This is a genomic window from Microbacterium sp. NPDC076895, from assembly GCF_040687115.1.
Classification (GTDB): Bacteria; Actinomycetota; Actinomycetes; order Actinomycetales; family Microbacteriaceae; genus Microbacterium.
This window is the reverse complement of sequence record NZ_JBFBMQ010000012.1, coordinates 1-20,416: the sequence shown is the minus strand read 5'-3', so window position 1 is coordinate 20,416 and position 20,416 is coordinate 1. Positions and strand designations below refer to the sequence as shown.

The following is a 20,416-nucleotide window of genomic DNA, read 5'->3' as shown; positions in this document are numbered from 1 at the left end:
CGAGATCGAGGAGTTAGCGACACGCCAGCGCCGGTCAGCTCTCCGGTGCCGCCGAGTCCTCGGCTGATCCGGGCGCTGCGGAGACTGCCGCAAGCTCCGCGACGAACTCGAGTTTGTCGAGCACGGGCGTGGACAGCACGAACGGATAGAGATCGTCGTAACCCATCGAGCGGTTCATCATGTTGAGAGCGGTCGACAGCGGCATCCACGTCTTCGCGACCCGTTCGCGGAACGAGGCGGTCGGTGCGGGGCGCAGCAGGCCGAACTCCTCGGCGGTCTGGATGCTGTCACTGATGTGCAGGTAGTGGGCCCAGGTTTCGGCGAAGTCCTCCCACGGGTGCATCGTCGCGTACTGCGAAATGAAGTGCTGTTGCCAATCCGCGGGAGCACCCTCGGCGTAATGGCGGTCGATTGCCGCCTGATAATCCTCGGACTCGTCGCCGAAGAGTTCCCGCGCCCGGGCGCGAGTGTGGTCATCCGTGACCAGGAAAGACTCGTAGTAGTGCCCGATCTCGTGCCGGAAGTGACCGAGCATCGTGCGGTATGGCTCGTCGAGCATCGCGCGTACCTTTTCGCGGTGCGCGTCCTCGGCCTCGGCGAGGTCGATCGTGACGACGCCGTCAGCGTGCCCGATCGTGACCGGTTCCGCGACGCTCGACAGCAGGTCGAAGGCGATCCCGCGAGGGTCCTCGGTGCGATCGAGAATCGGGATGCCGAGCTCGTCGAGCTCCGCGATGAGGTGACGTTTGGCCCGCTCCGCGGGAGCGTAGTTCGAGATCCCCTTGAGGTCAGCGTCGTTGGGCCGGGTGCGGGTTAGGCCGCAGCTGAAGCACAGCCCGCCGGCATCCGTCGTCAGCCACGTGCAGCCCGACAGCCCGAGGTTCGCGCACACGTGCCACACGGTGCCCGCGGCATCCGTGTAGGTGCGATCGTCGGCATCCAGCGGCACGATGTCGCGCTCGGCGCGCGAGTAGCCGAGGGGCGTTTCGCACGAGACGCAGACCGAGTTCTCGAAGAACAGGCGATTGCCGCAGACCCGGCACGTATAGGACTTCACGGGCGAATCCTCGCACACGAACGAGTCATCTCCGGAGGGGTTGCGCTCGCGCGATTCACTCTCGCGCGAATGTCGCAACGGCGCACGGATTCGGCGGCGCGCCGGGCGGAGGGGCTTGCTGCCGGGGCGTCGCGCACGATCTGCGCCGTTGCGACACGGCATCGGGCGGGGCGGGGCGGAGATCAGGATGCGGGGGCGACGTCGACGGAGACGCGCAAGGTCGAACGCTTCGCGGTGGTGAAGATAATGCCCTTGACGGGGGAGACGTCGCCGTAGTCCCGACCCCAGGCGACCGTGACGTAGCGGTCGTTCGCCCACTGGTCGTTGGTCGGGTCGATCGCGAGCCACTCGTCCGATCCCGGCAGCCAGACCGCGAGCCACGCGTGCGACGCGTCGGCACCAACGATCCGCTCGCGTCCGGGCGGCGGCTGGGTGGCAAGATACCCGCTGACGTAACGTGCCGCGACCCCGTGGCTGCGCAGGCAGGCGAGGGCGAGGTGCGCGAAGTCCTGACAGACTCCCGCGCGCGTTCGGAACACTTCGGCGACCGAGCTGGTGACGGTCGTCGCCGTCTTGTCGTAGTCGAAGTCGGCCTTGATACGGTGCATGAGATCGGTGGCGGCCTCGCCGATCGGTCGCCCCGGGCTCAAGGATGCCGCGGCGTAGGCGTGAGCTTCGGCGACGTGTTCGGCCTTGGGAGAGGCCACGGCGAACTCCGCGGCGGCCCAGGCGCCTGGCGCATCCGGATGCTGCAGCGGGCGCGACAGCTCCCACGGCAGCTCCAGCGCCGCACCGTCGTAGCGGGGCGCCTCGACGGTGACGTCGGTGCGAGCGTCGACGACCAGACGGGTGTGGGGGGAGGTGACGTGGAAGTACGTCACGACATTGCCGAAGGCGTCGCGCTCGTGGCTGACGTCGTTCGGCCCCGGCTCGATCGTGACGGTGTGCGAAGCGATCTGCTGCCACACCACCGGTCGCGGGGCCACGTGCGCGAGCCCCAGGCTGTTGCGCACATCGTCGCTGTATTCGTAGATCGTCCGGTGCGACACCGCGTACTTCATGCGTCGCTCCTCACGAGAGTGCCCCGGTGAGCTCGGTCAGCGACAGCGACGCATAGGTCTGCAGCGGCGGGCCGGCAGAGAAGTGCAGTGCCTCGATGGCCCGCGCGATCTCGCGCAGCTGCGCGTCGGCATCCGTGAGGGTGTCGTGCAGCATCGACCGCCGATCATCGACAGCCATAGAGAGGTCGGCGACCTGCACCTCCGCGAGCTGCGCCTCGAGCTGATCGAGCAGTCGCTCGGGGCGGGTCGACCCGCTCGACAGCGGCTGGGCGGCGAGGTGCTCGCGGATGCGTGCCACGGCAAACCGCAGCGACCGGGGGTTCTCGGGGTCTCGCACCAGCAGATCGATCACGCCGCTCGCGTAAAGCCCGCCGCGGTACCGGCGGCGGTGGGTGACGACGCTTTCGCTCGCGCGCAGCACAGCTTCGAGCACTTCCTGTTCGACCTCGCCGACGAGGCGGTCGACCATCGTCGCGCGAAGCAGGATGCCCAGCTGCAGCGCCCGTTCGATGGCTCGCCCGGCCTCGATCATGTGCCAGCCGGCATCACGGATCATGTTGGCCGAGGTGCCCTGCAGCGCCAGAAGCGCCGTGAGCATCTGCCCCGCCGCCTCGCCGATGCCGTGGGCGTGCGGAGTGATCCGCAGGGCGGAACCTGCGCGATCGGTGGCGGCGAACACCCGCCACGTGTCGGCAGAAAGCTGGTCACGCACCCCCTCGAGGGTTGTGCGCAGGCGCGAGAGTGAATGCGCCACCGAACCGGGGCGCGTGCCATCGAGCAGCACGGACCGGAACTCGTCGTCGAGGTCGAGCCAGCGCGTGCCGCACAGCCGCTGTGTGGCGCCCACGAGCACCTGCGTGCTCTGCGCCGCGGTCAGTCCCGGTGCGGTGAGTTGGTCGGCATCCGAGCGGATCGCGAGGACGAGCCGCAACAGGTCTTCGGCCCGTTCCGCGTAGCGGCCCGACCAGAACAGGTCGTCGAGTGCCCGCGGGGCTACCTCGGGCACCGACTGGACAACGGCAACGGTTGTTGCGTCCGGCAGCCCCTGGTCGAGGTCTGACGGATCCGCCTTCAGGACCCAGACGTCCTTTGACGCCGTCGGCAGCGCGCCGTCGGCGACGGCGGTGGCAAGCCCGCCGATGAGCGGGCGGTAGGTCGACTGGTGCCGCAGCGCAAACGTCCGCAAGACCACGGGCCTCGCGTCCACCTGGCCCGGTGAACGCCAGGTCGGTGCCTGCGAGAGCGGAAGGAGCTCCTGCACCGCGAAACGGTGGGGGCTCTGTCGGATGCGCTCGACGAGCCGGGCAGGGTCGGATGCCTGCAGCGGCGTCCGTGGCCCGTCAATGGCCCGCACGACAAGTGTCGGGTCTGCTCCCAGCAGACGGGGCGTCACCTGGTCCAGCGCGCCCGGATCGCCGCACCACCAGGTCGGTGTCGACGCCAGCCGCAACTGTTCGCCGAGGAGGCGCTCACACAGGGCGGGAAGGAAAGGGAGCAGCGCGGGGTTTTCGAGCACGCCGGCGCCGAGGCCGTTGACCAGCCGCACACCGCCGCGGCGAACCGCCTCGGTCAAGCCCGCGACGCCGAGTTGCGAGTTTCCCCGCAGCTCGAGGGGGTCGCACCATTCGGCATCCACGCGGCGCAGGATGACATCGACGCGCTCGCGTGGTGCCACCTCCGGCCAGCCCGCGGGCTTCATCCAGACCTTCCCGTCGCGCACCACGAGGTCCGCTCCCTGCACGAGCGGAAACCCGAGCATGCCGGCGAGGAAGGCCTGATCGTAGGCGGTTTCCGACAGGGCACCGGGGGTGAGGACGACGACGCGGGCATCGGGCCGGGCATCCGGGGCCGCCGCGATGAGTGCTTCACGCAACGCATCGAAGTACGGCTCGATGCGGTGAAGCGCGGCGCCATGGAACAGCTCGGGAACGACCTGCGACACGATCCGGCGGTTCTCCATCGCGTACCCGAGTCCCGACGGGGCCTGCACGCGGTCGGAGATGACTCGCCACTCGCCATCGCCGTCGCGCCCGAGGTCGGTGGCGCTGAACAGCAAGGGGTGCGGATCGGTCGAGCCGGTGCCCGCGACAGCTCGGATGTAGCCGGCGTGCCCGAGCACGGTCGCCGCAGGCAGGATGCCTTCGCGCAGCATCCGGCGCTCGCCGTAGACGTCCACGAGCAGAGCATTCAGGAGCTCGGCGCGCTGGGCCAGTCCCACATCGAGCTTGGCCCAATCGGCGCCGTCGAGCACGAGCGGAACCGGGTCCAGGCGCCACGGCTCGGGGTCGGAGTCGGCCGGGTTGTAGGTCACTCCCTCGTCGGCGAGGAGCCCCCTGACCTCGCGGTTCAGCCGGGACAGGTCATCGATCGTGAGGGTCAGGGCTCCGGGCGCCATCGCGCGCCACGCGGGCCGCAACGTGCCGTCGGGCGCAATGACCTCGTCGAAGCGCGCCGACGATCCCCGGGGTGAAGCGAAGGGCAGCGTGGGTTGGGTGACCGCGGCGGCATAGTCGCGGAGGACGCTCACGCCGGGGCGATCCTGCGCAGGTCGAGGGTGTGCGGGTAGTCAGCGGATGCCGCGCGGCGGCCGCGCTCGCGGAGGGCTCCGACGTCGACGCGGCCGGGCGTGTGTCCGTGGGCCTCAAAGCGGCTCGCACGTCGTGCTTCGGCCTCGAACGCATTCACGGGCGGGTGCTCGTAGGCGCGTCCGCCCGGGTGCACGACGTGATAGGTAGCACCGCCGAGACTCGCCTCGGCGCGGGTGTCGATCACGTCGAAGGTCAGCGGAGAGTGCACCTCGATCGAGGGATGCAGCGCCGACCACGGCTGCCAGGCGCGATAGCGCACGCCCGCGTAGAACTCGCCGAGCGTGCCGGTCGATGTGAGAGGCACAGGTACACCATTGCACGTCACGAGGTGTCGGCGCTCGTCGACGCCGCGCACCGTGACCTGAATGCGCTCGACCGACGAGTCCACGTAGCGGGCGGTGCCCGATCCGGTGGCCTCCTCGCCGAGCACGTGCCACGGCTCGATGGCCTGGCGAAGCTCGAGTTCGATGCGGGCTCCGGGCGCGGAGATCCTGGTGAGACCGACGCGGGGGAAGCGGAACTCCGCGAAGGCGTCGAGCCACGACTGCTCGAACGGGATGCCGGCGCGGTTCAGGTCGTCGACGACGCCCTCGATGTCCAGCAGCGTCCCGTGGGGGAGCAGGAATTCGTCGTGCAGTCGGGTTCCCCAGCGCACGAGCGGCTCGTCGTAAGGCGTATCCCAGAACCAGGCGATGAGGCTTCGCACCAGGAGAGCCTGGACGAGGGCAAGCTCGGGATGCGGCGGCATCTCGAATCCGCGCAGTTCGAGCAGCCCGAGCCTCCCGCGGCTGGAGTCGGGGCTGTAGAGCTTGTCGATGCAGAACTCGGCCCGGTGGGTGTTGCCGGTCATATCGGTGAGCAGGTGGCGGAGGGCCCGGTCGACGATCCAGGGGCGGGCGGTGCCGCCGGATGCTGCGGCCTCGGCATCCAGTCGCCGGAGCTCCCGCAGCGCGACCTCCATCTCGTACACGGCTTCGGGTCGACCTTCGTCAAAACGCGGAGCCTGGCTCGTCGGCCCGATGAACCGACCCGAGAAGAGATAGGACAGGCTCGGGTGCCGTTGCCAGTAGGTGATGAGGCTCGCCAGCAGGTCGGGGCGTCGCAGCAGCGGCGAGTCGATCGGCTGGATGCCGCCGATCGTGATGTGGTTGCCGCCGCCGGTGCCGGTGTGGAGCCCGTCGAGATCGAACTTCTCGGTGGACAGGCGGCTGCGCCGGGCGAGGTCGTAGAGCGTCGTGGTCAGCTCGCGCTGCTGCGCCCACGACGACACCGGCTGCACATTCACTTCGATCACGCCGGGGTCGGGGGTCACGACGAGCTGCTCGAGGCGGGTGTCCGGTGGCGGCGCGTAGCCCTCGATCACCAGACGGATGCCGGTGGCAGACGCCGCCTGCTCGAGGACGTGCAGCAGGTCGGTGTAGTCCTCGAGGTGCGCGACCGGGGGCAGGAAGACATGCACCTGGCCGTCCCGAGCCTCGAACGCGATGGCGGTGGTCGCAGTAGTTGCGACGCCCTGGAGCGACACGTCGGGGACCGCGGGCTCACGGAGCGGCGCCTCTTCGAGATACGAGGGCTCGGCCGTCAGCTCTGGCGGCGTCCACGACACAGAGTCCAACGGCAGGCGCAGGCCGATAGGGCTCGTGCCGGGGCTGAGCACGAGCCTGCCGCGGCGGAACGTCCACACGGGGCTCGCCCAGTGCCCGTCGGTCGTGAGCGGGAGCACCCAACCGGTCGGTGTGTCGATGTCGCGGTCGAGGGCTGCGAGGTCGTGCTCGTCGAAACCCTCGACGTCGGTCGGTTCGCCGACGGGCTTGCGGACCTCGGCAGCGAGCGCCGCCAGCGGGTCTTCGTAGGCAGCCAGCAGCCGGCTGTTCGGGATGCCGAGAGTCTGGGTGACGCGCCGCGCCAGGGTCTCGGCATCCGCCTGCGCGGTCGGCCTGGCCTCGTCAGACCACGGGTCGGCGAACAGCGACGGGTCGTTCCACAGGGGCACACCGTCTTTGCGCCACTGCAGCGCGATGTTCCAGCGGGGCAGCGGCTCGCCCGGATACCACTTGCCCTGGCCGCGATGCACGATGCCGCCGCCGGCGTAGCGCTCGCGGAGCTTCTCGGCGAGGGTGTCGGCGAGCTCTCGCTTCTGGTCGCCGTCGGCGTCGGTGTTCCATTCGGGTGCTGTCGCGTCATCGACCGAGACGAAGGTCGGTTCGCCGCCCATGGTGAGGCGCACGTCAGCCTTGGTGAGCCGCTCGTCGACCGCCTCGCCGAGCGCGTCGATCCGGTGCCACTGGTCCTCGGTGTAGGGGCGGGTCGTGCGGGGGTCCTCGTGGATGCGGCGCACCTCGTTGTGGAACGAGAACTCCACCTCTACGGGCTCGGTGGCTCCCGAGATGGGCGCGGCCGAGGACGGCTCGGGTGTGGCGCTCAGCGGAATGTGGCCTTCGCCGGCGAACAGGCCGCTCGTGGCATCCAGTCCGATCCAGCCGGCACCTGGCACGTAGACCTCGGCCCACGCGTGCAGGTCGGTGAAGTCGGCGGCAGGCCCACTCGGACCGTCGAGGGACTCCTGGTCGGGGGCGAGCTGGACGAGGTAGCCCGAGACGAAGCGTGCCGCCAGGCCGTACTGGCGCAGCAGGCTTACGAGCAACCAGGCGCTGTCGCGGCACGAGCCGATACCGCTGCGCAGCGTGTGGTTCGGGGTCTGCACTCCCGCTTCCATCCGCACGCTGTATGCGACCCGCTGCTGCACCGCGCGGTTGAGGTCGGCGAGGAACGTCACGGTCGGGACGCCGTCCTCGGGCAGCGGCGGCAGAGTCTCCCGCCACCTCTGAGCGCGCCCGCTGCCGGGCACGGCTCGCAGATAGGGCGCGAGATCGGATGCCAGATCAGAGCGGTAGGCGAAGGGGAACCGTTCCGCGTACTCCTCGATGAAGAAGTCGAGCGGGTTGATCACCATCATGTCTGCGACCAGGCCCACCGTGATCTCGAGCCGGTCGACCTTCTCGGGGAAGACCAGGCGAGCCACCCAGTTGCCGAAGGGGTCCTGCTGCCAGTTGACGAAGTGGTTCTTCGGGTACACCTCGAGCGAGTAGGCCTCGATCGGGGTTCGCGAGTGCGGGGCCGGCCTCAACCGAACGAGGTGCGGAGCGACCGAGATGGGCCGGGCGAACTCGTACGCGGTGCGGTGCTCGAGAGCCACCTTGATCGACATGCACACAGCGTGTCGGAGAACTGTTGCGTGCGGGTTACGGTTTGCCGACCAGTCGGACTCGACCCCGATCCTCTAGAGCGCAGCGAGCTGGGCGTCGAGGAACTCGCGAACGTCGGCCAACTCCTGCTCCGAGACGCTGTGGGTGAGCCCCGGGTACGCGCCGCCCGAGAGGGTGGCGTGGCCGGGAAGCCACTGCATCGTGTGCTCGACGAGCGCCGGGGGGATGACGTCATCGTGCGTTCCGCGGCCCCAGAACACCGGCGGCCGGCGCTCTGCCATCGCCGCATCGCCCTCGAGGTCGCCCGGGGCGACGTACCCGCTGAGGTTCACGGCGAAGGCGAACCGGTGCGGCTCCAGGCGCAGGGCTTGCATCGAGACGGCGGCGCCCTGGGAGAACCCGAGGAGCCCGACGGGGTCGTCGCCGGGGAGTGCGTCGACCCAGTCGATGAGGCGGCGCGCGGCATCCGTCACCCGCGACGGGTCGCGGCCATCCAGCCCCTCGATCGGGTACCAGGAGTATCCCGGGGCCGGCCATGGCGGTGTGAGGGGTGCGCGAACTGCGGCGATCGTGACATCGGCGGGCAGGTACGGCCTCAGCCCGAACAGGTCGCGTTCGTCGGAGCCGTAGCCGTGCAGCAGCACCAGCAGCGGCCGTCCTGTGCGGTCCTCGGGCTCGGTGGACCAGAGGACCGTGTCGTCGGCGAGTGCCGGCGTGTCGATGTCACTCATGGCCTCAGGGTATACAAGAGACATGCCGGTACGGACCCCAGACCCCGACCCCAACGAGCGTGACGACGAGGGAACGCCCCGCGATCCGCTCGGCGGGATCGGCGCTTCGTTCGGTCGCGCCGGGCATCCCGTCGGCGACGGGAGCTTCGGTTCTCCCGCACCCGACAGTGCCTCGAACCCGGGATGGCTCACCGACATCGAACTCGCCGAAGCGCGTCGGCGCCTGCCAATTCTCTACGTCGAGGCGCTCCCGGTACGGACGGATGGCGTTGGCCTGGTCACCGAGGTCGGCATCCTGCTGCGCGCCACCCCGCTCGGTGAGATCACCCGCTCGCTCGTCTCGGGGCGCGTCCGCTACGGCGAGACGGTTCGCGATGCGCTGTTCCGTCACCTCGAGAACGACCTCGGACCGATGGCGTTCCCGCTGCTGCCGCCGCAGCCCGTGCCGTTCACTGTCGCCGAGTACTTCCCGATTCCCGGCGTGAGCCCGTTCTTCGATGACCGACAGCACGCGGTGTCGCTCGCGTTCGTGGTTCCCGTGACCGGCACCTGCGAGCCGCGTCAGGATGCGCTCGAAGTCACGTGGATGTCGCCGGAGGAGGCGGCATCCGACTCCCTGGCCGCCGAGATGGAAGGTGGCAGGGGAACGCTCGTGCGCCTTGCGCTGGCGAGCGTCGGCGCGCTGCGCTGACGCGGGAGTGCCGATGCCCACCAACGTCCAGCTCGTCGAGTTCGCCGTCGGGCTCCCGATCGCTCTGGGAATCTCCTACCTCATCGCGCTCGCGATGCGGCGGCTGTTTCGAGAACGCCTCCCTCTGTCGCTCTCGGTCATGATCCTCACCTCGGTCGTGGGAACCGCGATCGGGCTGTTCATCGCCGGGTGGTTTGTCGTGGACGCGCGCCTGTGGACGCCGCTGACGTTGCTGATCGCGTTCGGCTCCAGCATCCTGGTCGCCTTCGCCGTTTCTGGGCTGTTCGTCGGTCTTCGACGCGACCCGGGGAAGGTCGACATCGCAGCGCTGCTGGCTGCCGGAGAGTCCGACCGTGTCGAGTTCAAAGAGACCGCGCGCTGGAACATCAGGGAGAACAAGAAGGACCCGCGGATGGAGCAGGTGGTCGCCAAGACCATCGCTGCTTTCCTCAACAGCGGGGGCGGAACGCTCGTGGTCGGCGCGAGCGACGACGGCGAGGCGTTCGGTCTGGATCGTGACCTCGCGACCCTTCGAACCCCGGATGCCGACCGCTTCGAGCTGTGGCTGCGCGACATGCTCTCCACGCTTCTCGGGCGCAACGCCGCGGCATTGCCGATGGTTCGATTCCCCACGGCACCCAACGGGGCGATGGTCTGCGCGATCGTGTGTCCGCCTTCTCCGCGACCCGTTTTCGTGACGCAGGCGAAGGATGGAGCATCGACGGAGCTGTGGGTTCGGGTAGGTAATTCGACCCGATCTTTTGCAGTCGACGAAGCCGTCGAGTACGTCGCGCGGCACTGGGGTCGGGGGCGCGTACGGCAACGCTCGGCCGATCCCAAGCCTCCCGCTACCTGATCGTCATCTGAGCGCGGTATGGTGTGTGCGCTCGGGGGAGATTGATCCCGCATGTCCCGGAGGACCGGATGCCCGACAACGCTCCATCTGCTCACACCGACGCATCGCTCTCGACGCCGTTCGATGAGCTCATGAATGCAGCGCCGGACGCCAGCTTCTCGCCGTCGCAGGGCGCCGGCTTCGCGACCGTGTTCCGTGGCTATGACCGCGACGACGTGGATGCCGCGGTCTCGCGGCTCACCACGAACCTCGCCGCCGAATCGCAGCGCGCCGCCGAGAGCGCCGCGCGCGCGGATGCCGCCGCAGAACGCCTCGCCCGGCTTGAGGGGGATCTCACGGCGGTCCGCGCCCAGCTGGCCGAGGCCGAGAGCCGTATCGCGGCGCTCACCGAGGAACTCGCCGACGGGTCGGCCGCATCGCCGAACCGGCGTCACTTCGAAGAGGTGCTCCGGGTCGCCGAGGAACAGGCGAGCACCATCATTCACAACGCCACGAACCAGGCCGACAAGCTGCTCCAGGCTGCCAGTGCCGAGGGCGACAGTCGTCGTGCCGAGGCCGAGGCTGATGCCGCGCAGATCATCGCGCGCGCGAACAGCGACGCCGAGCAGATCCGACTTCGGATGCAGACGGAGCTGACGGCGCACACCGCTCGCCTCGAGCGCGAGGCAGCGGCGTCGGCGGATGCCGTCGTCCAGGCCGAGCAGGAAGCAGCCGCGATCCGCACCGAGGCTGAGAAGGCTGCGGCGACAACTCGCGCCACTGTCGCGCGAGAGACCGAGCAGTCGCGGGCCGCGGCTGAAGAGGCGGTGCGTGAGCTGCGGATGCGGGCTGCCGAGTTCGAGGAGTCGCTCACGCGCCGTCAGGATGACGCGCAGCAGGAGTTCCTGGTGCTGCACAATCAGGCTGTCGCGCACGCCGAGCGCATCACGACTGACGCGAACGCTCAGGTGGCTGCGGCGCTCGAGCATGCGCAGCGGATCACCGCGAAGGCTGACGACTTCGACAAGCTCATGCGCTCGCAGGCGCAGCAGATCGAGGCCGACGCGAGGGTGCGGGCGTCCGAGCACCTCGACCGGGCGCGGGAGAAGGCGCAGCGCATCATCGACGCGGTGACGGCCCATGCCGACACAGTGCTCCGCGACGCCGAGGATCGCACGCGACAGTTGCGCTGGCAGCAGCATCAGCTCACGAGCTTCATGGCCGAGGTCAAGGAGATGATCCGTCCCGACGGGGTGAGCGCGCAGTCGGAAGCACCCGCGCTCGAGGCATCCGACGACGAGGGTGCGGCTGCTGAGACGGATGTCGCCCCCACCGGAGACGGCGGCGCCGAGCACGCGTAGTCTGGCCGAAGCCCGCGAGGGAGGTTCGGCATGGTCCAGGTACGCGTCGCCGGGGTGGCGATGGACTCGATGGGGCAGCACGTCATCCTGCTCAAGCCTCTGGATGATCCGCCCGCAACCGGCTCGATCGTTCCGATCTGGATCGGCGCTCAGGAAGCGACATCCATTCTCGTCGCCGTCGAACACGCCGTGACACCGCGACCGCTTGCCCACGACCTCATGTCGGTGATGATCCAGCAGCTGCACGCCCGAGTGACGCGCGTCGAGGTGACGCGGATCACGGACGGCACGTTCTACGCCGAGATCACCATCATCCACGGCGACCAGGTTCTCGTCATCGACGCGCGACCCTCGGATGCCATCGCGCTGGCGTCGCGGGTCGGGGCGGCGATCTGGGTCGCGGACGCCGTCCTTGAGGAAGCAGGCATGCCCGACATGCTCGACGAGGATGACGCCGAGGTATCAGTCGACGAATTCAAACGCTTTCTCGACGAGGTCGATCCCGAAGACTTTCGCGGCTGAGCCCCTCGGGGCCGGCGGCCGGCATCCCTGTCGAGCCGCGCACCACCAGGGTCGTCGGCAGCTCGATGATGCGCGGCTGGGGGTCTGCGCCGGCGGCGATGGCGACGAGCTCATCGATCGCGGCTCCCGCCATGTCGCGGATCGGCTGGCGAACAGTTGTCAGGGCAGGCTGGACCCACTTCGCCCCGCGCACGTCGTCGAACCCGACCACGAGCACGTCCTGCCCCACGCGCAGGCCGAGGTCGGCGGCGGCGCGATACACGCCGATCGCCATCTCATCCGAGATCGCGAAGACGCCGATCGGCGCGGATGCCGCAGCCTCGCGCAGCGCCGGAAGGCTCGCGCGCCAGGCGCCCGGCGAACTCCAGTCCGCGCGAACCCGGTGGATGACGGCGGTCGGATGCCGCGAACGCACCGCGGCTTCGAAACCTTCCACGCGCGCGCGTCCGAAGCGGTAGGACGGTGCGGCATCCACGACGACGAACTGCTTGGCTCCGGCCTCGAGCAGGTGCTCCGCTGCCGCGGCCGCTCCGGCGCGGTCGGTCGTACGCACGCTGGTCAGTGACGTACCTGCTTCGGCCCGCGGATCCATCAGCACGAGCGGGATTCCCGCGTCGCGCAGGACGGCGAGCTGGGCGGCGGTGGGCAGGATCAGGCCCAGCACCACACCCGCTGAGCCGCGGGCCCGGATCCGCAGGGGCCAGTCATCGTCGGGGGTGTCTCGCTCCGCCGTGAGGACCAGGTCGAATCGATGGCGCGCTGCAGCGAGGTGTGCGCCAGCGGTGACCTCGTCGGCGTAGGGGTCGTGGAACCGCCCCAGTACGAGGTCGAACAGGCGCGACGTTCCCGTTCGCGGTCGCCCTCGGCGCACGCCGGTGGTCGAGTACCCGTACTGCTGGGCGACCGCCAGCACGCGTGCTCGCGTCTGCGGTGTCATCTCGCCCTTGCCTCGTAACGCGCGGGAGGCGGTTGAGACACTGACCCCGCTCTCGGCGGCGATCTGGGCGAGGGAACTCACGGAACGATTTTTGCGCAAAAGCGAGGACCTGCGCCACGGCCGCTGGCATTGTGGTGGGCGGATCGTGAGAGAAGGGCGATGTCGATGGGGATGTCGAGTCCACCCGTCCTGCGGGTCGCCATTGTCGGCGCCGGCTTCATGGGCAAGATGCACGCACACGCATGGCGCACCGCGCATCGTTTCTTCAGCCTGGATGCCATCCCCGAGATCGCCGTCCTCGTCGGGCGGGACGCGGCACGCACTGCCGATGCCGCCCGCGAGTTCGGGGCGCTCGCCGCGTCGACCGACTGGCGGGAGGTCGTGGCGCGTGCAGATATCGACGTCGTCGACATCTGCACGCCCGGTGACACGCATGCCGAGATCACGCTCGCGGCACTGGCCGCCGGAAAGCACGTGCTGTGCGAGAAGCCGCTCGCCAATAGCGTCGTCGACGCCGAGCGGATGGTCGTTGCGGCAGCTGCAGCCCCAGACCTCGTCGCGATGTGCGGATTCAGCTATCGCCGCACCCCTGCGCTGTCGCTTGCGCGTGAGCTCGTCACTGCAGGGCGGCTGGGTGAGATCCGGCACGTCCGGGCACAGTATCTGCAGGATTGGTTGAGCGACCCCGACGCCCCCTTCACCTGGCGACTGGACAGGGAACGCGCCGGCTCGGGCACTCTGGGCGACATCGGCGCGCACAGCATCGACACCGCCCAGTGGCTCAGCGGGGAGCGGATCACTGCCGTGTCAGCGCTCACACGAACCTTCGTGACCGATCGTCCCGAGCTCACGGAGCAGGTCGGGCTCGGCGGACGAGCCGTTCAGGGTGCATCCCGACGTGACGTCACTGTCGACGACGCAGCAGCGTTCACCGCCACTTTCGCAGGCGGCGCAATCGGGGTGTTCGAGGCAACCCGCATGGCGACCGGCAGGCGTAACGCCAACCGCATCGAGATCAACGGCTCGCGCGGCTCGATCTCGTTCGACTTCGAACGCCTGAATGAGCTCGAGTTCTATGACGCCACCGATCCGGCAGGCGAGCAGGGCTTCCGTCGCATCCAGGTCACCGAGCCCGAGCACCCGTACGCGGCTGCGTGGTGGCCGGCCGGCCACGGCCTCGGATACGAACACGGCTTCACGCACCAGATCGTGGACTTTGTGCGGGCGATCACCGCCGGCACGACGGTATCGCCCTCGTTCGCCGAGGCCGCTCAGGTCCAGCGCGTGCTCGCTGCCGTGGAAGACAGCGCGGCGCGAGGCAGCATCATGACGGCCGTGGAAGGAGCACCCTCATGACCACCAGACAAGCGCTCGTCGTTCGCGGCGGGTGGGACGGGCACCGGCCGGTCGAAGCCACAGACCTGTTCATCCCGTTCCTTCAGACCAGCGGATTCGCGGTGCGGGTCGAGGATTCGCCGGAGATCTATGCGGATGCCGCGCTGATGGCAGATACCGACCTCGTGCTGCAGTGCGTCACGATGTCCGAGATCTCGCAGGATGCCCTGACGGGACTGCGGGCGGCCGTGGTCGCAGGGCTCGGGCTTGCCGGCTGGCACGGGGGAATCGCCGATTCGTATCGCAATAGTTCCGACTACCTGCAGCTGATCGGGGGGCAGTTCGCGACGCATCCGTCGAAGAGTCCGGACCTGTGCGCGGGCGATCAGAGCGACAACGACCTGCCGTACACCGTCGAGATGACAGCGCTCGGGCGCGAGCACGAGATCACGGCGGGAATCGCTGACTTCGAGCTGACCACCGAGCAGTACTGGGTGCTGCACGATGACCTCAACGACGTGTTGGCTACCACGACGCATCCGACCCAGCCCTACCACCCCTGGCATCGGCCGATCACCTCGCCCGCGATCTGGACACGGCTGTGGGGATCGGGGCGCGTCTTCGTCGCGACGCCCGGGCACAGCCTCGATGTCCTCGAGGACACGAATGTCCGCACCATCATCGAGAGGGGACTGCTGTGGGCAGCACGCACGGCATCGGCGTAGTCGGACTCGGCGTCATCTTCGCCCAGTATCGTGAGACTCTCGTCGGGCAGAGCGATGTCGCGCTCGTCGCGGTTGCCGACCTCGATGAGGCCCGTGCCCACGAGGTCGCCGCCACGATCCCCGGATGCCGCGCCCTGAGCGTTGCTGAGTTGATGGCAGACCCCGCCGTCGACACCGTGCTCAACCTCACGGTCCCCGCGGCTCACGCCGAGGTCGCGCTGGCCGCGCTGGCCACAGGCAAGAACGTCTACGGCGAAAAGCCGCTCGCAGCGACGCTGACGCAGGCGCAACAGATCATGGCAGCCCGTGGGCAGGCGTGGGTCGGTGGTGCACCCGACACGGTGCTCGGAACCGGCATCCAGACCGCCCGGGAGGTCGTAGATTCGGGACGGATCGGCCGGCCCCTCGCAGCGACAGCAACCTGGGTGGCCCCGGGCCACGAGGCGTGGCATCCGAACCCCGACTTCTACTACCGCGAGGGCGGCGGACCCCTCATGGACATGGGTCCGTACTACCTGACCTCGCTCGTTCACCTGCTGGGTCCCGTCGAGAGTGTGAGCGGAGCGTCTTCGCGCAGCAGAGACACCCGAATCATCGCTTCCGGGCCGCGGGCTGGACAGGAGATCCCCGTCGAGGTCGACACGTATGTCACGGGGACACTGCGACACGAGGGTGGTGCCATCTCGACAGTGGTCTTCAGCTTCGACAGCGTCGCCACGCACGCCGCGCCCATTGAGGTGCATGGGCAAACGGGTTCGATCGCGGTTCCCGACCCGAACATGTTCGAGGGCGACGTGCAGGTACGGATGCTGGGAGCAGCGGAGTGGCAGACCGTTGCCCCGTCGGCAGGCTACGGCGGCGCTGGGCGCGGCATCGGGCTCATCGATCACGTCCGCACCGGGGCCGACCGCGCGAGCGGAGCCCTTGCTCTGCACGTCCTCGAGATCATGACCGGGCTGCTGCGCTCTGCGCGAGAGAACTGTTCTTTCCCCCTCACGACCACGGTGCAGCGACCGGCGTTGGTTCCGCTGACCCCCGCATCCGACTGGAGATGATCCCATGACCGAAACCGCACGCGCCGTCATCGACCTCGACGTGACCGGCGCTACGATCAGCCGCCACCTGTATGGGCATTTCGCCGAGCACCTCGGCCGCTGCATCTACGACGGGTTCTGGGTCGGCGAGGACTCACCGATCCCCAACGAGCGCGGCATCCGTCTTGACATCGTGGAGGCCCTTCGCGCCGTTAACATCCCGAACCTGCGGTGGCCGGGGGGATGCTTCGCCGACGAGTACCACTGGCGCGACGGCATCGGTCCGCGTGATCAGCGTCCCCGGATGGCGAACACCCACTGGGGGGACGTCATCGAGAACAACCACTTCGGCACTCACGAGTTCATGGACCTCTGCGACATGCTCGGGGCCGACCCCTACGTCAACGGGAACCTCGGCAGCGGCACGGTGCAGGAGATGAGCGAGTGGGTCGAGTACCTCACGCGCGATGATGACAGCCCGATGGCGCGTCTGCGGCGCGAGAACGGCCGCGATGAGCCCTGGAAGGTGCCGTTCTGGGGCCTCGGCAATGAAGCATGGGGATGCGGTGGCAACATGTCGCCGGAGCACTACGCGCAAGAGGCCCGCCGCTACGCCACCTTCTGCCGCAACCACGGCGGCAACGAGCTCACGCGCATCGCCGCCGGCGCCAACGAGGGTGACTTGCGCTGGACCCGCGCCCTCATGGAGGCGGTGAACTGCCTCGGCTGCACGAAGGACGACAATCCCGTCTACCAGGCGATCTCGTTCCACTACTACACGCACTCGGGAACGGGCATCAACACCGAGGATGCCGCGGGCTTCACCGATGACCAGTACTACCGGACGATGGCGTACGCCGCACGCATCGAGCGGATCCTCGCTTCCCACGTCGCACTCATGGACGCCTACGACCCTCGCGGGCGCATCGACCTCGTCTGCGACGAGTGGGGCACGTGGTGGAACGTCGAGGAGGGCACCAATCCCGGATTCCTCTTCCAACAGAACACCGTGCGTGACGCCCTCGTTGCGGGCCTGCACTTCGACATCTTCCACCGGCACGCGCGCCGGCTGACGATGGCCAACATCGCTCAGACCGTCAACGTGCTGCAGGCGATGATCCTCACCGACGGCGAGAGCCTCGTGCTGACACCCACCTACCACGTGTTCGAGATGAACAAGGGACACCAGGATGCGCTGCAGCTGGGATCTCACATCCTCGAGACGCCGAGCGAGACGGTGGCGGATGAGGACCTGCCGTTGCTGTCACTGTCGGCATCCGTCAAGGACCGCACGGCCCTGATCTCGCTCACCCACCTGTCGGCACACGACGAGCTGGACGTCAGCATCGACCTGCGTGGCCGTGCAGCCTCGGTCGCCCGCGCGCGGGTGCTCACCGCCGAGACCGCATCGGACTTCAACGACCCGAGCGCGCCCGACCGGGTCGCGCCGGTGCCGCTGGAAGCGCGAATTGCTGACGGCGTGCTCTCGGTGCGGCTTCCGGCTCACTCCTTCGCAACCGTCGAGCTCGACCTCGCCTGACCGGCCCCGCGCGACGCGTCTCAGGCGTTCGTGGCGCGGGCGATTGCCTCGATCAGGGTGTCGATGTCGGACTCGGTGGTGTCGAAGCTGCAGACCCAGCGCACCTCGCCGACTGAGGCATCCCAGTCGTAGAACCGGAAGCTCTCGCGGACGCGGTCGGCGGCTCCCGCCGGCAGGGTCGCGAAGATTCCGTTTGCCTGGGTCTGCTGGGTGAACCCGACTCCGCGGATGCTTCCGGCGGCGATGGCCTCCTCGAGCCCACGCCGCAACCGCGCCGCCATCGCGTTGGCGTGCCGTGCGTTTCGTAGGAACAGATCGGCCTCATACAGCGCGATGAGCTGGGCGGAGACGAACCGCATCTTCGAGGCCAGCTGCATGTTCATCTTGCGCAGGTAGTGGAGCCCCACTGACGCCGAGTCGTTGAGCACCACGATCGCCTCGGCGGCAAGCGCCCCGTTCTTGGTGCCCCCGACGCTGACCACATCGACCCCGACATCCGTCGTGAAGGCGTGTAAGGGGAGGTCGAGGGCCGCAGCGGCGTTCGAGATGCGAGCGCCGTCCATGTAGAGCAGCATCCCGCGCTCGTGGACGTGGTCGGCGATCGCCCGGATCTCGGCCGGCGAGTAGAGCGTGCCGAGCTCGCTCGACTGGGTGATGGCGACCACCAGCGGCTGGGCGCGGTGTTCATCACCCCACCCCCAGGCCTCGGTGTCGATCAGCTCGGGTGTGAGCTTTCCGTCGGGAGTCGGGATCGTGAGCAGCTTGATGCCGCCGACCTTCTCGGGTGCTCCGCCCTCGTCGCTGTTGACGTGTGCCGTGGATGCCGCGATCACCGCTCCCCACCGGGGCAGCATCGACTGGAGCGCCGTGACGTTCGCGCCCGTGCCGTTGAAGACGGGGAACACCTCGACGGGCTTGCCGAAGTGACCAGCGAACACGCCGCGGAGCCGTTCGGTGACCGAGTCCGCGCCGTACGCGGGCTCGTGGTCGACGTTCGCAGCGGCGATCGCCGCGAGTACCTCGGGATGGATGCCGGAGTAGTTGTCGGAAGCGAAGCCGCGGGCGTGGACGGGTGTGCTGGTCACCGTCTCAGCCTACGGTTCGCGCGGACGCGCCCGGTGAGCAGGTCATGCGTCGCCAGCCCGGATGCCGGCCGTCGAGGCGATCACCGGGCGCATCTTCTTCTCGAGCGCCTCGTAGAACATCGACAGCGGGAACTCGTCGTCGAGGACGGCATCCGTGTAGCCCGACAGCGGGCCGGCGAGGACGTCGTCGGGCAGTCCCCGGTTCCAGCGCGAGGCGGGGTGCGGCGGAAGCGTCCCGCGAATGAGGTCGTAGGCCGCCAGCCAGTGGACCGGTTTCGGGCGGTCGATCGAGGCCCAGTACAGCTCGTCGATGCTGTCGGCCAGGGCGACGACGGCGTCGGGAACCGCCTCCCAGTCGATCGTGAGGGCGGTGTCTGTCCAGTGGAGCACGCCGCGCTGGTGCAGCCACGCGAACAGGAGCTGTCCGCCGAGCCCGTCGTAGTTGCGCACCCGCGAGCCCGTGATGGCGAACCGGAAGATGCGGTCGAACACGACGGCGTACTGCACCAGTCGCGCGTGCTCGAGGGACTCCTCTTCGGCTGCACTGAGCGTCTCGCCACGGTCGCTGCGGCGGCGGAGTCTGTCGTGGATCCGCACGCTCTCACGAAACGCCGTGAGGTCGCAGCGCAGCTCTTCGAGCGCGTACAGGAAGTACGGCATCCGCTGCTTGATCATGAACGGGTCGAAGGGTAGATCTCCGCGCATGTGCGTGCGGTCGTGGATGAGGTCCCACATGACGAACGTGCGCTCCGCGAGGGCGGCGTCATCCAGCATCCGCGCGGCATCGGCAGGGAGCTCGAGCTTGGTGATCTCGGCGGCAGCGCGCACCACCCGGCGGTAGCGGGCTGCCTCACGGTCCTGAAAGATCCCACCCCACGTGAAGGTCGGGATCTCGCGCATAGCCACGGTCTCGGGAAAGAGCACAGCCGAGTTCGTGTCGTAGCCCGACGTGAAGTCGATCAGGCGGAGCGAGACGAACAGGGCGTTGCCGTAGTCAGTGCTCTCGAGTTCGGCGATGAACGCGGGCCAGATGGCCTCGACCAGCACAGCCTCGACGTGGCGCTGCCTCGACCCGTTCTGCGTGTACATCGGGAAGACGACGAGGTGACGGATGCCGTCGACGCGATGCTGCTGTGGCTGGAACTCCACGAGCGAGTCGAGGAAGTCCGGGATGCCGAAGTTGCTCTCGCTCCAGCGGCGGAAGTCGCCGGTCAGTGCGGTGAGGTAGGCAGCATCATGCGCGAAGGCGGGTGCCAGCTCATCAATGGCGCGCACGATCGTTGCAACGTTCTCGCGGGCGGCGGCGTGATGCGCGGCATCCGGAATCGAGCCGTCGGCGACCTGCAGCGGATGCAACGCTTCGGCTGCGGTCTTCAGCTCGCGCCAGGCCGGCCAGGTTTCGATCGACGCGGCCAGCTCGGGAGGAGCGAGGGGTGCGGGGGACGACAGGGTCGACATGAGGCCTCCGAACGGTTGGTCCTGACGATCCTAGATATTTCTCCGCATTCTCTGCCTGTGCGCAGGAATATTTCCGGTTTCGGAGGGTTGCGACGGCTAGTGTTGCCACTATGGTTGCGGAATCACTTCCCCCACGTCTGGATGACGACACCGATGCCCGCATCCTGCGCGCACTATCCGCTGATGCGCGTGCGACCCTCGCAGACCTTTCGGCGGCCATCGGACTGTCGGTGTCCGCGGTGCAAGCGCG

At 68.6% G+C, this 20,416-nt stretch carries 17 protein-coding genes; 9 read left to right on the top strand and 8 right to left on the bottom strand.

What is annotated here, in order from left to right; all coding sequences use genetic code 11:
• Positions 1–34: 34 nt before the first annotated feature.
• From AB0O89_RS11030 to AB0O89_RS11010, 5 genes are all read right to left on the bottom strand, one after another.
• On the bottom strand, positions 35–1,057 hold the full coding sequence (locus AB0O89_RS11030; protein WP_363497440.1) for a putative zinc-binding metallopeptidase: 1,023 nt from the start codon (positions 1,055–1,057) through the stop codon (positions 35–37).
• Between the two features lie 182 nt (positions 1,058–1,239).
• Complete coding sequence (locus tag AB0O89_RS11025; RefSeq protein ID WP_363497438.1) at positions 1,240–2,118, bottom strand: transglutaminase family protein; 879 nt, start codon at positions 2,116–2,118, stop codon at positions 1,240–1,242.
• 10 nt (positions 2,119–2,128) lie between these two features.
• On the bottom strand, positions 2,129–4,645 hold the full coding sequence (locus tag AB0O89_RS11020) for a circularly permuted type 2 ATP-grasp protein (RefSeq protein WP_363497435.1): 2,517 nt from the start codon (positions 4,643–4,645) through the stop codon (positions 2,129–2,131).
• Positions 4,642–7,914 (bottom strand): transglutaminase family protein, encoded by a 3,273-nt coding sequence (locus tag AB0O89_RS11015; protein WP_363497432.1) that lies wholly within the window; start codon positions 7,912–7,914, stop codon positions 4,642–4,644. The genes AB0O89_RS11020 and AB0O89_RS11015 overlap by 4 nt, the downstream gene beginning before the upstream one ends.
• A gap of 72 nt (positions 7,915–7,986) precedes the next feature.
• Complete coding sequence (locus tag AB0O89_RS11010; RefSeq protein ID WP_300591394.1) at positions 7,987–8,643, bottom strand: alpha/beta hydrolase-fold protein; 657 nt, start codon at positions 8,641–8,643, stop codon at positions 7,987–7,989.
• Between the two features lie 22 nt (positions 8,644–8,665).
• Here AB0O89_RS11010 and AB0O89_RS11005 point away from each other — a divergent pair, with 22 nt between their 5' ends.
• The 4 genes from AB0O89_RS11005 to AB0O89_RS10990 all read left to right on the top strand — a co-directional run bounded on the left by AB0O89_RS11005 (position 8,666) and on the right by AB0O89_RS10990 (position 12,052).
• Complete coding sequence (locus AB0O89_RS11005; RefSeq protein WP_300591396.1) at positions 8,666–9,334, top strand: NUDIX hydrolase family protein; 669 nt, start codon at positions 8,666–8,668, stop codon at positions 9,332–9,334.
• Positions 9,335–9,347: 13 nt separating this feature from the next.
• Positions 9,348–10,190, top strand: a complete 843-nt coding sequence (locus tag AB0O89_RS11000; protein ID WP_363497427.1) for an ATP-binding protein — start codon at positions 9,348–9,350, stop codon at positions 10,188–10,190.
• Positions 10,191–10,258: 68 nt separating this feature from the next.
• On the top strand, positions 10,259–11,530 hold the full coding sequence (locus AB0O89_RS10995; RefSeq protein WP_363497424.1) for a cell division initiation protein: 1,272 nt from the start codon (positions 10,259–10,261) through the stop codon (positions 11,528–11,530).
• 30 nt (positions 11,531–11,560) lie between these two features.
• Positions 11,561–12,052 carry a bifunctional nuclease family protein gene (locus AB0O89_RS10990; protein WP_363497421.1) on the top strand — a complete coding sequence of 164 codons (492 nt, stop codon included), beginning with the start codon at positions 11,561–11,563 and terminating at the stop codon, positions 12,050–12,052.
• Here the strand turns inward: AB0O89_RS10990 and AB0O89_RS10985 are convergent.
• Complete coding sequence (locus AB0O89_RS10985; protein ID WP_363497418.1) at positions 12,006–13,070, bottom strand: LacI family DNA-binding transcriptional regulator; 1,065 nt, start codon at positions 13,068–13,070, stop codon at positions 12,006–12,008. The genes AB0O89_RS10990 and AB0O89_RS10985 overlap by 47 nt on opposite strands.
• Positions 13,071–13,160: 90 nt before the next feature.
• Here AB0O89_RS10985 and AB0O89_RS10980 point away from each other — a divergent pair, with 90 nt between their 5' ends.
• Genes AB0O89_RS10980 through AB0O89_RS10965 form a run of 4 tightly spaced genes read left to right on the top strand, consistent with a single transcriptional unit; the run spans position 13,161 to position 17,623 of the window.
• Positions 13,161–14,345: a Gfo/Idh/MocA family oxidoreductase gene (locus AB0O89_RS10980; protein ID WP_363497415.1), complete on the top strand. Its 1,185-nt coding sequence runs from the start codon at positions 13,161–13,163 to the stop codon at positions 14,343–14,345.
• Complete coding sequence (locus tag AB0O89_RS10975) at positions 14,342–15,049, top strand: ThuA domain-containing protein (RefSeq protein WP_363497412.1); 708 nt, start codon at positions 14,342–14,344, stop codon at positions 15,047–15,049. The genes AB0O89_RS10980 and AB0O89_RS10975 overlap by 4 nt, the downstream gene beginning before the upstream one ends.
• Positions 15,022–16,104, top strand: coding sequence for a Gfo/Idh/MocA family oxidoreductase (locus AB0O89_RS10970; protein WP_363497409.1), 1,083 nt, complete (start codon positions 15,022–15,024; stop codon positions 16,102–16,104). Before AB0O89_RS10975 ends, AB0O89_RS10970 begins: the two co-directional genes overlap by 28 nt.
• Before the next feature lie 4 nt (positions 16,105–16,108).
• On the top strand, positions 16,109–17,623 hold the full coding sequence (locus tag AB0O89_RS10965; RefSeq protein ID WP_363497406.1) for an alpha-L-arabinofuranosidase C-terminal domain-containing protein: 1,515 nt from the start codon (positions 16,109–16,111) through the stop codon (positions 17,621–17,623).
• Positions 17,624–17,643: 20 nt separating this feature from the next.
• Here AB0O89_RS10965 and AB0O89_RS10960 read toward each other — a convergent pair whose 3' ends face one another.
• Positions 17,644–18,708, bottom strand: coding sequence for an aminotransferase class I/II-fold pyridoxal phosphate-dependent enzyme (locus AB0O89_RS10960; RefSeq protein WP_363497403.1), 1,065 nt, complete (start codon positions 18,706–18,708; stop codon positions 17,644–17,646).
• A 42-nt stretch (positions 18,709–18,750) separates the two neighbouring features.
• Positions 18,751–20,166: a DUF6421 family protein gene (locus tag AB0O89_RS10955; RefSeq protein WP_363497400.1), complete on the bottom strand. Its 1,416-nt coding sequence runs from the start codon at positions 20,164–20,166 to the stop codon at positions 18,751–18,753.
• 137 nt (positions 20,167–20,303) lie between these two features.
• Here AB0O89_RS10955 and AB0O89_RS10950 point away from each other — a divergent pair.
• On the top strand, positions 20,304–20,416 hold a 113-nt coding region (locus AB0O89_RS10950), incomplete at its 3' end, for an AsnC family transcriptional regulator (RefSeq protein ID WP_363497556.1).

Coding starts and splice junctions, on each gene's coding strand:
- AB0O89_RS10995 (WP_363497424.1), top strand. CDS start 10,259: ATGCCCGACAACGCTCCATCTGCTCACACCGACGCATCGCTCTCGACG.
- AB0O89_RS10980 (WP_363497415.1), top strand. CDS start 13,161: ATGTCGAGTCCACCCGTCCTGCGGGTCGCCATTGTCGGCGCCGGCTTC.
- AB0O89_RS10990 (WP_363497421.1), top strand. CDS start 11,561: ATGGTCCAGGTACGCGTCGCCGGGGTGGCGATGGACTCGATGGGGCAG.
- AB0O89_RS10975 (WP_363497412.1), top strand. CDS start 14,342: ATGACCACCAGACAAGCGCTCGTCGTTCGCGGCGGGTGGGACGGGCAC.
- AB0O89_RS11010 (WP_300591394.1), bottom strand. CDS start 8,643: ATGAGTGACATCGACACGCCGGCACTCGCCGACGACACGGTCCTCTGG.
- AB0O89_RS11015 (WP_363497432.1), bottom strand. CDS start 7,914: ATGTCGATCAAGGTGGCTCTCGAGCACCGCACCGCGTACGAGTTCGCC.
- AB0O89_RS11005 (WP_300591396.1), top strand. CDS start 8,666: ATGCCGGTACGGACCCCAGACCCCGACCCCAACGAGCGTGACGACGAG.
- AB0O89_RS11025 (WP_363497438.1), bottom strand. CDS start 2,118: ATGAAGTACGCGGTGTCGCACCGGACGATCTACGAATACAGCGACGAT.
- AB0O89_RS10965 (WP_363497406.1), top strand. CDS start 16,109: ATGACCGAAACCGCACGCGCCGTCATCGACCTCGACGTGACCGGCGCT.
- AB0O89_RS11000 (WP_363497427.1), top strand. CDS start 9,348: ATGCCCACCAACGTCCAGCTCGTCGAGTTCGCCGTCGGGCTCCCGATC.
- AB0O89_RS10955 (WP_363497400.1), bottom strand. CDS start 20,166: ATGTCGACCCTGTCGTCCCCCGCACCCCTCGCTCCTCCCGAGCTGGCC.